The organism is Arthrobacter sp. zg-Y820, assembly GCF_030142155.1.
GTDB lineage: Bacteria > Actinomycetota > Actinomycetes > Actinomycetales > Micrococcaceae > Arthrobacter_B.
Genome location: NZ_CP126247.1, coordinates 2902503 through 2917236, shown reverse-complemented (window position 1 = coordinate 2917236; position 14734 = coordinate 2902503). Strand labels below are relative to the sequence as shown.

At 68.2% G+C, this 14734-nt stretch carries 9 protein-coding genes; 5 read left to right on the top strand and 4 right to left on the bottom strand.

The features are described from left to right. Window positions 1-24 precede the first annotated feature (24 nt). Genes QNO08_RS13160 through QNO08_RS13150 form a run of 3 tightly spaced genes read left to right on the top strand, consistent with a single transcriptional unit; the run spans window position 25 to window position 7294 of the window. Window positions 25-429 carry an MGMT family protein gene (locus tag QNO08_RS13160; RefSeq protein WP_229965007.1) on the top strand — a complete coding sequence of 135 codons (405 nt, stop codon included), beginning with the start codon at window positions 25-27 and terminating at the stop codon, window positions 427-429. After that, a complete protein-coding gene (locus QNO08_RS13155; protein WP_229965008.1) occupies window positions 426-3764 on the top strand; it encodes an ATP-dependent helicase in 3339 nt (1112 codons plus the stop codon). Before QNO08_RS13160 ends, QNO08_RS13155 begins: the two co-directional genes overlap by 4 nt. Then, window positions 3761-7294: an ATP-dependent helicase gene (locus tag QNO08_RS13150; RefSeq protein WP_229965009.1), complete on the top strand. Its 3534-nt coding sequence runs from the start codon at window positions 3761-3763 to the stop codon at window positions 7292-7294. The genes QNO08_RS13155 and QNO08_RS13150 overlap by 4 nt, the downstream gene beginning before the upstream one ends. Window positions 7295-7426: 132 nt before the next feature. On the opposite strand, the gene QNO08_RS13145 is transcribed toward QNO08_RS13150, so the two are convergent. The 4 genes from QNO08_RS13145 to QNO08_RS17460 form a co-directional block, all read right to left on the bottom strand. Next, window positions 7427-8116 (bottom strand): hypothetical protein, encoded by a 690-nt coding sequence (locus tag QNO08_RS13145; protein ID WP_229965010.1) that lies wholly within the window; start codon window positions 8114-8116, stop codon window positions 7427-7429. Further along, window positions 8113-9042, bottom strand: a complete 930-nt coding sequence (locus tag QNO08_RS13140; protein WP_229965011.1) for an ABC transporter ATP-binding protein — start codon at window positions 9040-9042, stop codon at window positions 8113-8115. Before QNO08_RS13140 ends, QNO08_RS13145 begins: the two co-directional genes overlap by 4 nt. Further along, window positions 9039-9425 carry a GntR family transcriptional regulator gene (locus tag QNO08_RS13135; RefSeq protein ID WP_229965012.1) on the bottom strand — a complete coding sequence of 129 codons (387 nt, stop codon included), beginning with the start codon at window positions 9423-9425 and terminating at the stop codon, window positions 9039-9041. Before QNO08_RS13135 ends, QNO08_RS13140 begins: the two co-directional genes overlap by 4 nt. Before the next feature lie 519 nt (window positions 9426-9944). Beyond that, window positions 9945-11462: a macrolide 2'-phosphotransferase gene (locus QNO08_RS17460; RefSeq protein WP_331461756.1), complete on the bottom strand. Its 1518-nt coding sequence runs from the start codon at window positions 11460-11462 to the stop codon at window positions 9945-9947. 141 nt (window positions 11463-11603) lie between these two features. Here QNO08_RS17460 and nudC point away from each other — a divergent pair, with 141 nt between their 5' ends. Together nudC and QNO08_RS13120 are read left to right on the top strand one after the other, a co-directional pair. After that, a complete protein-coding gene (nudC, locus tag QNO08_RS13125) occupies window positions 11604-12569 on the top strand; it encodes an NAD(+) diphosphatase (RefSeq protein WP_229965013.1) in 966 nt (321 codons plus the stop codon). Further along, window positions 12566-14683, top strand: coding sequence for an ATP-dependent DNA helicase UvrD2 (locus tag QNO08_RS13120; protein ID WP_229965014.1), 2118 nt, complete (start codon window positions 12566-12568; stop codon window positions 14681-14683). The genes nudC and QNO08_RS13120 overlap by 4 nt, the downstream gene beginning before the upstream one ends. The last annotated feature ends 51 nt before the right edge of the window (window positions 14684-14734 follow it).

The window sequence follows — 14734 nt, the reverse complement described above, 5'->3', positions numbered from 1 at the left end:
GCCGTGCGGACTAGGCTGGTGGACATGCGGAATGAGTATGTCGAGGCGGTCCGTTCCGTCACTGCGCTGATCCCGGCAGGGCGGGTCCTCTCGTACGGGGATGTTGCTGAGATCCTGGACTCAGGCGGTCCCCGGCAGGTGGGCGCCGTCCTGTCCCGCAACGGATCCGGCCTGCCCTGGTGGCGGGTGATCCGCGCGGGCGGCGGGCCGCCGCGCTCTCACGAACTCCGGGCCCTGGAACAGTACCGCAGCGAGGGCACACCGCTGTCGGGGACGCCCGACGACGACGGCGGGGGCTACCGCGTGCGGATCGCAGCGGCACGGTGGTTCCCCACGGAAAAGGACTGGACAGTGATCGAGGGCGTCCGGACCGGGCTCGCCGGGCACGGAACGGGAATGTCAGCGGGACGTGATGAAGTAGAGGCATGAGCGTAAAACTGCAACTGGTTGGGCCGTCGGCCGGAACCGCCAAAGCACCGCAGCTGAGCCCGGACCAGCAGGCCATTGTCGACCTGCCCGCCGGCAGCGGCCCGGTCCTGGTCCTGGGTGCTCCCGGCACCGGCAAATCCACGGTCCTGGTGGAGGCGGCAGCCGCGCGGATCAGCCGCGGCCTGGATCCGGCCGGCCTGCTGCTGCTTGCGCCCACCCGCCTGGCAGCGGCAGCCCTGCGCGATTCGCTCTCCGCCAGGTTGCAGGGCACACTCAGCACCTCGCCGGCACGCACCTGGGCCTCATACGCCTTCGACCTGATCCGGCGGGCCAAGGCCGAAGGACGGCTGCCGTACATCACCCGCGCACCGAAGCTGCTCTCCGGCGCCGAGCAGGACGTCATCATCAAGGAGCTCCTGGAAGGACACGGCCAGCAGGGCGTGCCCGCCCTGCCCTGGCCCGATTCCCTTGATCTCGCGCTTCCCACCCGGGGGTTCCGGCAGGAGATCAGGCAGCTTTTCGACCGCATCATCGAATACGGCATCTCCGCCGAAGAAGTGGCCGACCTGGGGCGGCGGCACCGCCGCCCGGACTGGGTTGCCGCCGGGGCGCTCTACGCGGAGTACCGAGACGTCCTGGACATCCGCATGCCGGAGGCCTTCGACCCCTCCGGCATCATCACCACGGCGCTGCAGATCCTGGAATCGGACCCCGAGTTCCTGGCGGCGGAACAGGCCCGCCAGCAGCTGATCCTCGTCGATGACCTGCAGGAGGCCAACCCTGCCATCCACGCCCTGCTGGGACTGCTGGCAGGTGGCCGGGACACACTGGTGACTGCCTGCCCGGACACCGTGGTCCAGGGTTTCCGCGGCGCCCGGCCGGATCTGCTGGGCAAGCTCGGCGACTCGCTGGGGGAAGGCCTGCAGACCTTCGTCCTGTCCGGACCGCACCGGCTCACCGGATCGGTTGCTTCCGCGTGGCTGCGGACCGCTTCCCGGATCTCCGTGGTCGGGCAGCTTCCCCGTTACCGGGCGGCGGTCCTGCCTGCCGCTGCAGAGCAGGGGACGGACGGCGAGGATCCCCGCGGCGAAGATCCTAGCGGCGAGAATACCAGCGGCGAAGGGACAGCCGCGGAGGGAACTGTGCCTGCCGGCCGTGCCGAGGCGCACGTTGTCGATTCCTCCATGCATGAACTGCGCTACATTGCCCAGCGCATCCTTGAGGCCCAGCTCCTGGACGGACGGAGCCTGGAAGACATCGCCGTGATCGTGCGCACCGGCGGCCAGCTGGCCCGCATCCAGCGCTACCTCAGCGGGCAGGGCATTGATGTGAAGGTTCCCGTTGCGGAAAAAGCGGTGCGGGATGAAGCAGCAGTTCGGCCGCTGCTGGAAGCCTTCGCCATCGTCCTGGATCCGGACCTGCTGACGCCCGAGACCGCGGTCTCGCTGCTCACCTCGCGGATCGGCGGCGCGAGCTCGATCGAACTGCGCCGCCTGCGCCAGTCGCTGCGCCGGGAGGAAATGCGCGGGGGAGGCGGACGCACCAGCGACGCCCTGCTTGTCGAGGCGCTGCTCGATCCGCTCTCGCCCAGTGGTCTGGCGCTCGCCGGGCTGTCCTGGGAAGCACGCTCGGCGCAGCGCACTGCAGCCATGCTGCGGGCCGGACGCACCGCCGCGGAACAGCCCGGAGCCACCGCTGAAACCGTTCTGTGGGCCCTCTGGTCCGCCTCCGGGTGGTCCAAGAAGTGGGCGGACACCGCGCTCTCCGGCGGCCCCGCCGGTGCCCGCGCCGACCGGGACCTGGATGCGATCATGGCCCTGTTCCAGACCGCTGAACGCTATGTGGACCAGCTGCCCGGTTCCACGCCCGCGCAGTTCCTGGAGTACCTCACCAGTTCCGAGCTGCCCATGGACACCCTCGCCGCACGTGCCCAGCGCCGGGATGCCGTGGAACTGCTCACTCCCGCCAGTGCGGCCGGCCGGGAATGGCCGATGGTGATTGTTGCCGGAGTGCAGGACGGCGTCTGGCCCAACCTGCGCCTGCGCGGTGAGCTGCTGGGCAGCGGGGACCTCGTGGCCGCGATCGAGCACGGCGACGGCTTCGCCAAGCACCGCAGCCCGCAAACGTTGATGCACGCCATCCGGCACGATGAACTTCGCAGCTTCTCCACCGCCGTCTCACGTGCCCGCGAGCTGCTGATCTGCACGGCTGTGTCCTCCGACGACGAGCAGCCGTCGGCGTTCCTGGATTTGGTGGAACCGCTCCCGCCCCAAGCGGTGAAACGGGACCGCACCGAGGTCCTGCGTCCGCTGACGCTGCGCTCCCTCGTGGCGGAACTGCGTGCCTACACCCAGCAGGCCGAGGACAAGCCGGAGCTGGCCGGCGAGGCGGTGCATCATCTGGGCACCATGCTCAACCACCCGGTCCGGGTGCCCGGCGCCGCGCCGTCCGAGTGGTGGGGCCTCTGCGACCTGTCCACCGACGCTCCCGTCATCCCCGAGGAAACCTCCATTCCGGTGTCGCCGTCCAAGGTCGACGCCGTGCTGAAGTCGCCGTTGAGCTGGTTCGTGTCCGCCGCGGGCGGTGAACAGGCCACCGACTTCGCCCGGTCGCTGGGCACCTTGGTGCATCAGATCGCCCAGGACCTGCCTGACGCTTCAGGCAGCGAATACGTCCAGGAACTCCAGCGGCGCTGGCCCACCCTGGGGATGAAGGACAACTGGGAAGGCAAGCTGGATTTCCGGCGGGCCGAGACCATGGTGCGCAAGCTCGCCGCGTATGTCATCAGCATGCGCCAGGAAGGGCGGTCCCTGGTGGATGTGGAGCGGGACTTCGCCGCCGAGGTGCCGGTCGAGATCCGCGGGCAGGAACGGACCGCCCTGCTGCGCGGGCAGATCGACCGGCTGGAGATCGACGGCGAGGGTCGGCTGTTCATCGTTGACCTCAAGACCGGCAAGTCCGCTCCCAAGGGGGCCGACCTGGAAAACCATCCACAACTGGCCGCCTACCAGGAAGCCGTCCGGGAGGGGGCGGTGAACCGCGAAATGCCGGCGCCCGGAAACGCCGACTCCAGCGCTCCGGAGCCGTCCCGGCCCGGAGGCGCCGCCCTGGTCCAGCTGGGCACCACCAGCAAATCGGTGGCCGTGCAGCAGCAGCCGCCGCTGGATCCGGAAGACACCCGCGCCCGGGACATGGTCCGCGAAGCCGCGGCGCTGATGTCCGACTCCACATTCGAGACGGTGCACGATCCCACCCGGGGCAGCTTCGGCGGCCACGGCTGCCGGCTGCCCGAAATCTGCCCGCTGTGCCCCGAAGGAAAGCAGGTCACCGAATGAGTGCCTCCCTGACCGAGACGCTTCCGCCCGAGATTCCCCCGGCTCCGCGCTACTCTGCCCGGGAGCTGGCCGAAATGCTGCACACCGACCCGGCGAATCCCGTGCAGTATCCGACGCCTGATCAGATTGGCATCATCGAGGCGCCCCTGGAGCCGCTGCTGGTCATCGCCGGCGCCGGTTCCGGCAAAACCAAAACCATGGCTGACCGGGTGGTGTGGCTGGTGGCCAACCAACTGGTGCGCCCGGAACAGATCCTCGGCGTGACCTTTACCCGCAAGGCTGCCGGGGAACTCGACAGCCGGATTCGGCAGCGCCTTGACCTGCTGTACCGGGTCCTGGCCAGCGGCACCGCGGATCCCGGCCTCATCCCGCCGGGACTCGAAACCGACGAGGCTGAGGATGCCCGGCTGGATCCCGCCGTTTCCACGTACCACTCCTACGCCAACGGCATCGTCAACGATTACGGGCTGCGCCTGGGCGTGGAGCGCGATTCCGTCATGCTGGGCGGCGCGCAGTCCTGGCAGCTCGCCACAGAAGTGGTTGAGGCGTATGCGGGCGACTTTGAGCACTTCACCGCAGCGAAGTCGACCCTGGTCAACGGGGTCCTGCAAATGGCCGGGGAATGCGCAGAACACCTCACGAGCCCCGCGGAAGTCCGCGAACACCTGACCGCTCACCTCGAGGCCGTCAGCCGGCTGCCGTACCTGGCGGGCAAGCCCAAGGCAGCCACCGCCGCCGTGCAGAAACTCATGGACCGGCTGCGCACCCGGATTTCCGTCACCGAGCTGGTTGAAGCGTACCGGCGCGCAAAGTTCGAACGCCGGCAGCTGGACTTCGGCGACCTGGTGGAAATGGCAGCCACGATCGCCGCCACCATCCCCGAGGCGGTGGAGATGGAGCGGGCCAAGTACAAGGTGGTGCTGCTGGACGAGTTCCAGGACACCTCGCACGCCCAGATGGTGCTCTTCTCCCAGCTGTTCGGAGACGGCCGCGCCGTGACCGCGGTCGGTGACCCGCACCAGTCGATCTACGGCTTCCGCGGCGCCTCGGCCGGCCAGCTGGGCACCTTCCGGGACCAATTTCCGCTGTTCCTCCCGGACGGCTCACGCGCCTTGGCGCCCGTCGCCAACCTCTCCGTCGCCTGGCGCAACTCCACGGCCATCCTGGCCACGGCCAACGCCGTGTCAGCGCCCTTGAACACCGTTGCCCCCTGGCTGTCCAAGCAGCGCCTGCCGCATGTTCCCGAGCTGCAGGCAAAGCCCAAAGCGCCGGTGGGAGAGGTCTACCTCGGGCGCTACCTCGCTGACGTTTCAGTTCCCGCCGCGGACGAGGCCGAAGCCATCCTCGGCGAGGCCGACGCCGTCGCCGACCAGGTGCTGGCGCATCGGAACCGCTGGTTTGAAAAGGACGACGCCGGCCAGCCGCTGCATCCCACTGTGGCGGTCCTGTGCCGCGGCCGCAAACAGTTCGGTCCCATCCGGGAAGCGCTGGAAGCGCGGGGCATCCCGGTGCAGATTGTCGGGCTGGGCGGGCTGCTGTCCACCCCGGAAGTGGTGGATGTGCTGGCGGTGCTCCGGGTGCTCGGCGACCCGGGCCGGTCCGACTCCATGCTGCGGATTCTGGCCGGGGCACGCTGGCGGATTGGTCCGGCGGACCTGATGGCGCTGGCGGACTGGTCCCGGCACCTGGTCCGGGTCCGCGAGCACGCGATGTCCGTCGCCGACGCCGCGGACGTTCACCGGCCGGACGAGCAGCCGGACGGTGCCGACACCGTTGTGGAGGCGGACATGGCCGAGGCCGGGTCGCTGGTCGAAGCCGTCGACTCGCTGCCGCGTCCGGAGTGGGTCTCCAGCGCCGGGCGGTCGCTTTCGGCGGAAGGACTGCGTCGGCTGAAGCTGTTGCGTGACGAGCTGCGGGACCTGCGCAGCTACGTGGGGGAGGACCTCACAACGCTCATCGGCGAAGTCGAGCGGCGCATCCTGCTGGACATCGAGGTGGCCGCGAAACCCGGCGTCTCCATCCACGAGTCCCGCCGCAACCTCGATGCCTTCATCGATGCCGCCGCAACCTTCAGCTCATCTTCCGAACGCGTGGACCTCACGGCCTTCCTGGCCTGGCTGGAGGCGGCCAACGACGAGGAAAACGGACTGCCCGTCACGCAGCTGGAGGCCAGCCGGGAAGCTGTTCAGCTGCTGACCGTCCACGCCTCCAAGGGGCTGGAATGGGACGTCGTGGTGGTGCCCGGCCTGAACGAGGGGCAATTCCCCAATGACCGGGATTCACGCTGGAGCAGCGGCGAGGGGTCCATTCCCTGGCCGCTGCGCGGAGACGCACCCGACCTGCCGCAGTGGGATTGGGAGCAGGAGGACCAGAAGGGCTGGGTGGACAGCGAAAAGCTCTTCAGAGAGGACGCGCGCGGGCATGCGGAGCGCGAGGAACGCCGCCTTGCCTATGTGGCCTTTACCCGCGCCAAGTTCGTGCTGATCTGCACGTCCAGTGTCTGGGGCGGCGGGCGGTCGAAGCCGACGGCAGTCTCGCGTTATCTCCAGGATCTTTACGAGCTCGGTGCGGCCGGCGCCCCGGGCTTCACCCTCCTCTCCTGGGTCCAGCCCGGCGAGGAAGGCGATTCCAACCCGGCCAACGCCGATGTGCAGCGGCAGAAATGGCCGATTGACCCCTTGGGGAACCGGCGCGCACGGATGCAGGCTGCAGCGGCAGCGGTGATGGACGCGGCGGCGCGCCAGGCCGGGCGGGTCGGCCAGTCGGAGATCGACATCCTGGCCGGGGAGGGACTGCCGGAGGAAGAGGTCCATGAGTCCTCCCCGAGCGTGTTTGAACCCACCCGGTGGGCGCGTGAAGTGGAGCTTGTCCTGGCCCGGCACCGGCCGCCGAACGAGGTGGTGGAGGTTGAATTGCCCGCGCACATCTCTGCCTCGCTGCTGGTGGACCTGAAGGACGACCCTGACGAGGTCACCCGGCAGCTGCGGCGCCCCGTGCCGCGGGAACCGGGAATGGCGGCGCGCAAGGGCACCGCCTTCCATGCCTGGGTGGAGGAATTCTTCGGTTCCAGCGGCATGCTGGACATCGACGAGCACCCCGGGGCAGCCGATGCCTACGTGGACGAGGCCTACCAGCTGGAAGACATGATCGCCACATTCGAGTCTTCGCCGTGGGCCCAGCGCACTCCGGCCTTCATCGAGGTGCCAGTGGAAACCCGGGTGGACGCGGTGGTGGTGCGCGGCCGCATCGACGCCGTCTTCCAGGACGCCGACGGCACCTGGGACCTGATCGACTGGAAGACGGGCGCACCGCCCTCCAAGGACAAGCTGGCGGTCCGAGCGGTGCAGCTGGCGGTATACCGGCTGGCCTGGGCGCGGCTGAAGCAGGTGCCGTTGGAGAAGGTCAACGCCGCGTTCTACTACGTGGCGTCGGACAAACTGATCCGTCCGTTCAATCTCCTCGGCGAGGAGGACCTCGAAGAGATCATCCGGGCGGCCAACTCTTCCTCGCAGAAGGCTCAGACGAGGTAGAAGGCTCAGACGAGCCCGGATGAGCCCTGGACAGAACGGTGCCGCCGTCCCCTTGCGGGGCGGCGGCACCTTTCCGGCAGCACCTTTCCGGCGGCACCTTTCCCAAGTCCGGCGGGCTTAGGTCGACCGGTGCTAGGGGATGGCCCGGCGCAGGGTGCCGTAGGACCCGGCGGCCAGGACCACGCCCCCGAGAAGGAGCCAGCCGGTCAGTGCGAGCGGCGTGAGCCGGACGAACCAGGCTCCCACCTCTGCCCAGGATTGGGTCCAGGTCGCCGCTGCGACGGCCCCCAGCAGGACCAGGGCGAGGCCGATGACCGCCGCCATCAGGCCCGTCATGCGCCAGCGCTTATAGACGGTGGCGAACCAGAAACCGAACATGAACAGGAGGGTCGACAGCGCAAAGTACAGCAGGATCTGCGTGTGCCAGGCGGATTCTGCAATCCACGGCAGGGCGAAGACATGGGCGTTAATGCCCCAACCGCCGGTGGCTTCCTCCACCAGGCCGAGCAGCCAGTAGAGCACACCCAGTCCAAGCGCCATCACCGCAAAGAGGCCAAGGGTTCCCAGGTAGAAGGAGCGTCGGCTGACGCTCATGGCCTGCGAGAACGGGAAGGTCAGTATTAGTGCCTGCACCCCGATGCTGAGGAAATACCACATGACCGCCTGTCCGGAGAAGGACATCCGAGATGATCCGGTGTCCGGGATGAGCGCCAGGATGGCCAACGCGACCAACGTGGACACAACCAGAATGATGGCGGGGACGCCGAGGTAGATCCATTTGTTGAGCAGCTGCATGCGCGCCACTGCTAGGGCCCGGTTCATTGCAGTACCTCCAGATTCTTGTCATTCTGCTCGGACGGTGGCCCGTAGGCTTCGTTGGCCTTCAGGGTCCGCCGGATAATCAATTGCTGCAGGGACACCGGTGCCAGTTCCAGGCCCAGCTCCCGGGCACGCTCGCGGTCGTCGTCGGACAACGGGGCATCGACCGTGGCCGAGGACAGGGCGCCCAATCCGTCCCGGTGAAGCACCGTCCTGTTGTCCACAAACTGTTCCACCGCCGCGGCCTGGCCGGCGACGGCGAAGGCAGAGCCGGTGACGGCCTCCACCTCGTCGTCCATGACGATGCGTCCGTGATCGATGACGATGACGTGTTCCAGCAGGTTTGCCACTTCATCAATCAGGTGTGAGGACAGAATGACGGTCCGGGGATGGTCGGCGAAATCTGTCAGCAGCCGGTCGTAAAACAATTGCCGCGCCACGGCATCCAGGCCCAGGTACGGTTCGTCAAAAAAGGTCAGCTCGGCCCGGGAGGCCAGGCCGATGATCACTCCGACCGCTGAGAGCTGGCCGCGGGAGAGTTTCTTAATCCGCTGTTTGCGCGGACTGGGCAGTTGGAAGTCCTCCAGCAGAGTCTGTGCCAGGTCTTTGTCCCAGTGGGGAAAGAACAGTGCCGCCGCGTCCAACGCGTTGCGGATCGTGAAGTCGTCCGGATACTTCTGCGATTCCCGGACGAAGCAGAGCCGTGACAGGACCTGCTCGTTTTCGAACGGGTCGGAGCCGAAGACCCGCACGTCTCCGGAGCTGGCGAATGCCTGTGCGGTGAGGATGGACATCAGCGTGGTCTTGCCTGCGCCGTTACGGCCCAGAAGGCCGTAAATCCGGTTGGCCTGAAGATTCAGGGTCACGTCGTCCAGGGCCAGCTGGTCCCGGTAGCGGCGGGTGAGGCCGCGGGTCTCTATGACGTTCATGGTGCCGGGGTCCCTTCGTGTTCGACGGCACTGCGGTGAATGTGTTCGGTGAGTTCCGCGACGCCGATTCCCAGTTTTCGTGCTTCGTCGGCGACGGGTTGGACATACTGCCGGTAGAACTGTTCACGGCGCTTGTCGAGCACGACAGTGCGGGCTCCCGGGGCCACGAACATCCCGATGCCGCGCCGCTTGTACAGCAGGCCTTCGTCAACCAGCAGGTTGATGCCCTTGGCAGCAGTTGCCGGATTAATCCGGTAGAAAGCGGCGATCTCATTGGTCGAGGGCACCTGGCTCTCTTCGGCCAGCACACCGTCCAGGATGTCCCCTTCAACGCGTTCGGCAACCTGCCAGAAGATGGGGCGGGCGTCATCAAACGCGCTCATGGATTGGGCCTGCAGTTCATGGTGGCCTCGGTTCACGGGCCGGAATCGCAGTGGCAGCCGATGGCGGTCCATTGGTTAGTTGGTGATGTAGCTAACCATAGAACCGGTGCGTGTCCGCCGAAAAGGGGAAAGCGAAAGAATTTTTGCAGGTTTCCGCAGCGGACACGGGCGGGCTTGCGGGGAACCGACGGGCACGGACGGGCGCGCCGTCGTACCGGGCGCCGGCCTTGCCGTGCCCGCCGATACGGCGGACCCGTGACCGCCGATACGGCCGCCCCGTGAACGTGACGGGATCCTGCGGCAGCCCGAGCCGTCTGGCCAAAGGCCCTCCTGCACGCATTCCCAGTCTCAGTGGCGGATGAGCCCTCGCGGGGTCACATCCGCCCCATCAGGCAACAAAGAGTGGGAACCAGTGCGCACCCCGACTGGTGCTCCGCTCGGGACTGCGTTCCGCTGTGGACTGCTTTCCGGTGCGGACCGGGCATGCTGGAGCCCTGAGGCGGCTCGTCTGCCGGTGCGTTACTTGGCTTTTCCGCGCTGCTTTGACACGGCATTCCGGCCGGCCTTGCCGGCCTTGCCGGCTTTTCCAGCTGTGCCGGGCTGACCGGCTTTGCCCGAGTCAGGCATTCCGGTTGCCCGCGGACCGGGGTTGGGCACCGGACCGGGGCCCGGCTTCGCTGCGGGCTGGGAACCGGCCGGCAGGACAGTAACCCGGGAGACGGGGTCGGTGGGGCCCCCGGCAACGGCGACGCCGGAGCTCTGGCCGACGGGATCCGCAGCCCCCTTCGGCGTGGCACCGGTCTCCGGCTCGACGTCGGCCTGCGGCTCGGCGCCGGCTACGGCTGACGTGCCTGCCGGCTCCGGAGAGGCGGCAGGGGATACGGCAGGAGAGACGGCGGCCGCAGCACCGGAGTCCGGTGAAATGGGCGTCACGCTGACCCGGGTTGACCCGGGGCTGACGGCGGGACCCTTGGACGGGACAGGCAGCGCCGCAGCCAGAGGGACTGAGGCGGCAGAGGCTTGCTCGGCGGACGCGGCGGCTTCGGCGGCGGCCCGCTCCGCGGAAACAGCGGCAGCCTTGGCCGCTGCCGCAGCTTCCGCTTCCTCGACCCTTGCCACAGCGTCCTGTTCCACGATGTCAGCTTCCAGCGTGGCCAGCATTTCCTCGGCCTCGGAGATCATCACCGAGTTTTCCGCAGCAACGCCGCGCACCAGCCACTGCGCCAGGGCGAATTCGGCGGACAGCGCCGCACGGCGGATCAGATGCGGGTCAGGAGTCTCGGGGCGTGCGGCGGTGTAGGCCGCGTGCACCGCGTCGGTGAAGGTGGGGTCGTTCGCGGCGATCAGCCACGCGAAGTCGTCTGCCGGATCGCCGATGCGGAGGTCCGTCCAGCCGGTGACCGCAGTGATGCGCCCGTTGGAGACCAGCAGGTTGTCCTCATGCAGGTCACCGTGCACCACTGAGGGATTGAACCGCCACAGGGTCACGTCCTCCAGGGCATGCTCCCACCGCCGCAGCAGCACCGGGGGGATCTTGCCCGTGGTGGCGGCCTGGTCCAACTCGTTGAGCTTGCGCTGCCGGAATTCATTTGCGGAGTAGCTGGGCAGGTCCGCGTCGTTCACCAGGTTCTGCGGAAGGCTGTGGATGGCGGCCATGGAGCGTCCCACTTCCGTGGGCAGGGCTCCGCCTTCGGCAACCAAGGAGTCGATGTCCCGGGTGGTCCCGGGCAGGTGGGAATAGACGAAGGTGCACAGGTCACCCTGCCGAACGGTTCCCGCCACGTGGGGGAGGGCGAACGGAAGCTCGGCGCGGACCGCGGGCACGAAGGCGCGCAGCACAAGGAGTTCGTTTTCCAGCCTCATGCTGGCATCAACGTGCTTGGGTGAACGAACCCGCCACTGCTTTCCTGCTTCGTCAACCAGTACCGCGGCGTCGAAGTCCGCGGCATCGTCGGGGGAGCCGGCAACGCCGGTGGGGGCCAGCCCGGGGACGGCGGCGCTGGCCATTGCGGCCAATTCCATGGGGGTGCGTTTCACATGTTCAACGGTAGAGGTAGATGTGGCACGAATAACCATAGGCTGGCGGCGAGTCGCGGGATGCGTGAGCAATAACTCACGCCGTGCAGGTAGCCGGGCTCCAACTACAGGTTGGGGGGTGCAAGTCAGTACGGTAGAGACATGAGCAGCCCAGCACCGCTAGCAGTTGTACCCCCTCTTGGAATTTTGCCGCTGGCCCGCACCGCAGTGGACCGCGGTTCGGACCGCCGCGTGGCAGCGGACCTGTTCGAACAGATCCGCGCCAACCCCGCCACCCGCGTCATGTACATGGCTGGCGGGAAGGCACTGATCAACGACACCGAGATGGTGCTTGCCCGGGTCGCGGAGAGCGGCTTCGGGGAGGTCCCCATCTACTTGGGCCGCACCCTGGCCGACGCACAGGAGCCGGCCGGCACCGACGTCGTTCTGGTCACGCTGGCCTGGGAGGATCCCGCGCTGGAGAACGACGGCGCCCGCTGGGCTTCGCTGCGCGACGTCGCCGTCCTGCTCGGCGAGCTCGATACCGCACTCTTCGTGGAAGCCGCTGCCGTCTCCAACTGGCATGCCACCCACACCCACTGCCCGCGCTGCGGCGCTCCCACCGTTCCCGAGCAGGGCGGCTGGGTCCGCCGGTGCACCGAGGACAACAGCCAGCACTTTCCGCGCACCGATCCGGCCATCATCGTGGCCATCACCGACCCCGAGGACCGGCTGCTGCTCGGTTCGGCAGCGGCCTGGAAGGGCAACCGCTACTCCACGCTGGCCGGTTTCGTCGAGCCCGGCGAATCCCTGGAAGGCGCGGTGATCCGCGAGGTCGCCGAGGAATCCGGACTGGTTGTCCACTCGCCGCAGTACCTGGGCTCGCAGCCCTGGCCGTTCCCGTGCTCCCTGATGCTGGGCTTCACCGCCCGGACCGAAGACGCCGCGGCAGCGGTGTCCGACGGCGTCGAAATCTCCGACGTGCGCTGGTTCACCCGGGAAGAGCTGGGGAACGCCGTGGCCAGCGGTGAGATCACGATTGCCGGCGGCATCTCCATTGCCCGGAACCTGATCGAGCGCTGGTACGGAGGCCCGATCGCCGAACCGCAGACCGAGGCCCGGGCATGAGCGAGAACTCCGCTGAAGCACGGATTCTTGCCGGGCTCGATGACGAACAGCGGGAAGTGGCCACCTCCCTGACCGGGCCGCTGTGCGTCCTGGCCGGCGCGGGCACCGGCAAGACCCGGGCCATCACGCACCGCATGGCCTACGGCGTGCACACCGGCGTGTACAAGCCGCAGCGCGTGCTGGCGGTGACCTTCACCGCCCGGGCCGCCGCCGAGATGCGCACCCGGCTGCGCGACCTGGGCGCCGGCGGCGTGCAGGCCAAGACCTTCCACGCCGCAGCACTGAAGCAGTTGCAGTACTTTTGGCCCCAGACGGTCGGCGGCCAGATGCCGGACCTGCTCAGCCACAAGGCCCAGTTCATCGCCGAAGCCGCCCGCCGGCTGCGGCTCTCCACCGACCGCGCCGCCATCCGCGACGTCGCGGCCGAAATCGAGTGGGCCAAGGTATCCATGCTCACCCCGGAGAGCTACGTGTCGGCGGCCAAGGACCGGGATGCCCCCGCCGGGTTCGACCTCATCACGATTTCCCGCATCTTCCAGGCCTACGAAGACGTCAAGGTGGACCGCAACGTCATCGACTTCGAGGACGTGCTGCTGATCACCGTCGGGATCCTCCAGGAAGATGCCCGCGTGGCCGCGACGGTGCGCGACCAGTACCGGCACTTTGTGGTGGACGAGTACCAGGATGTGTCCCCGCTCCAGCAGCGGCTGCTGGACCTGTGGCTGGGCGGCCGCGACGAGCTGTGCGTGGTGGGCGACTCCAGCCAGACCATCTACTCCTTCACCGGCGCCACCTCCAAGCACCTTTTGGGCTTCCCCTCTCGCTTTCCGGAGGCTCCCATCGTGAAGCTGGTCCGGGACTACCGCTCCACGCCCCAGGTGGTGGGCCTGGCGAACCGGATCCTGGCCGCCCGCACGGCCGAGGGCGAGCGTTCCCGGTTCGCCCCTCCCTGGCCCAAACCGCTGGAACTGATTGCCCAGCGTCCGGCCGGCCCCGAACCGACCTTTACCGAATGCGCCGACGACGACGCCGAGGCCGCCTCCGTGGCCGAACGCATCAAGGCACTGATCAAGGAGGGCGTGCAGCCCGCCGAGATCGCCATCCTGTTCCGCACCAACGGGCAGTCACAGGCCTACGAGCAGGCCCTGACCTCTGCCGGAATCGGCTACCAGCTGCGCGGCGGCGAGCGGTTCTTTGCCCGGCGCGAGGTGCGTGATGCCATCGCGCAGCTGCGCGCGGCGTCCCGGGCCGTGGGCAACGACCCGGTGCCGCAGCTGGTGCGGGACATCCTGGTGTCCCTGGGCTACAGCCCGGAGGCGCCCGCCGGCGGCGGCGCCGTTCGGGAGAAGTGGGAGTCACTGGCGGCCCTGGTATCCCTGGCCGACGAGCTGCACGCCAGCCGCACCCAGGACCCCGATGCAATCTTCACGCTCATGGATTTCGTTTCCGAGCTCGACGAGCGCGCTGCCTCCCAGCATGCCCCCACCGTGCAGGGCGTCACCCTGGCCTCGCTGCACTCGGCCAAGGGCCTGGAGTGGGACGCAGTGTTCCTCGTCGGCCTGAGCGAGGGCCTGATGCCGATTTCCTTTGCCGACACACCCGAAGCGGTGGATGAGGAACGGCGGCTGCTCTACGTGGGCATCACCCGCGCCCGGGAGCACCTGCACCTGTCCTGGTCCACGGCGCGGACGCCCGGCGGGCGCGCCAACCGCAAGCCGTCCCGGTTCCTGGACGGCCTCCGCCCGCAGACGGCCCGCGACGCGCAGCGGGCAGTGGCTCCCAAACCCGCGTCGCGGCGCAAGGCCAGCGGCCCCGCCAAGTGCCGGATCTGCGGAACACTGCTCACCACCGGTGCCGAACGCAAGGTGGGACGCTGCGGGGAATGCCCGGTGACCTATGAGGAAAGCACCTTCGACGCCCTGCGCGAATGGCGCCGGACCACAGCTTCCGAAGCCGGAGTGCCGGCCTTTGTCGTTTTCACTGATTCCACGCTGGTGGCTATCGCCGAGGACCGCCCGCCGTCCCTGAACCGCCTGGCCACCCTCCCCGGTGTTGGTCCCTCCAAACTGGAACGCTACGGTGAAGCCGTCCTGCGGGTCCTGGCGGATAACTAGCCGGCGGTCAGCCCTCCGGTGCTGTCCGCCGAAGCGGCGGACAGCAGAACC

What these genes read in the sequence shown, in the direction of transcription:
- QNO08_RS13150 (WP_229965009.1), top strand. Translation starts at nt 3,761, where the DNA reads ATGAGTGCCTCCCTGACCGAGACGCTTCCGCCCGAGATTCCCCCGGCT.
- nudC (WP_229965013.1), top strand. Translation starts at nt 11,604, where the DNA reads ATGAGCAGCCCAGCACCGCTAGCAGTTGTACCCCCTCTTGGAATTTTG.
- QNO08_RS13145 (WP_229965010.1), bottom strand. Translation starts at nt 8,116, where the DNA reads ATGAACCGGGCCCTAGCAGTGGCGCGCATGCAGCTGCTCAACAAATGG.
- QNO08_RS13135 (WP_229965012.1), bottom strand. Translation starts at nt 9,425, where the DNA reads ATGAGCGCGTTTGATGACGCCCGCCCCATCTTCTGGCAGGTTGCCGAA.
- QNO08_RS13155 (WP_229965008.1), top strand. Translation starts at nt 426, where the DNA reads ATGAGCGTAAAACTGCAACTGGTTGGGCCGTCGGCCGGAACCGCCAAA.
- QNO08_RS13120 (WP_229965014.1), top strand. Translation starts at nt 12,566, where the DNA reads ATGAGCGAGAACTCCGCTGAAGCACGGATTCTTGCCGGGCTCGATGAC.
- QNO08_RS13160 (WP_229965007.1), top strand. Translation starts at nt 25, where the DNA reads ATGCGGAATGAGTATGTCGAGGCGGTCCGTTCCGTCACTGCGCTGATC.
- QNO08_RS13140 (WP_229965011.1), bottom strand. Translation starts at nt 9,042, where the DNA reads ATGAACGTCATAGAGACCCGCGGCCTCACCCGCCGCTACCGGGACCAG.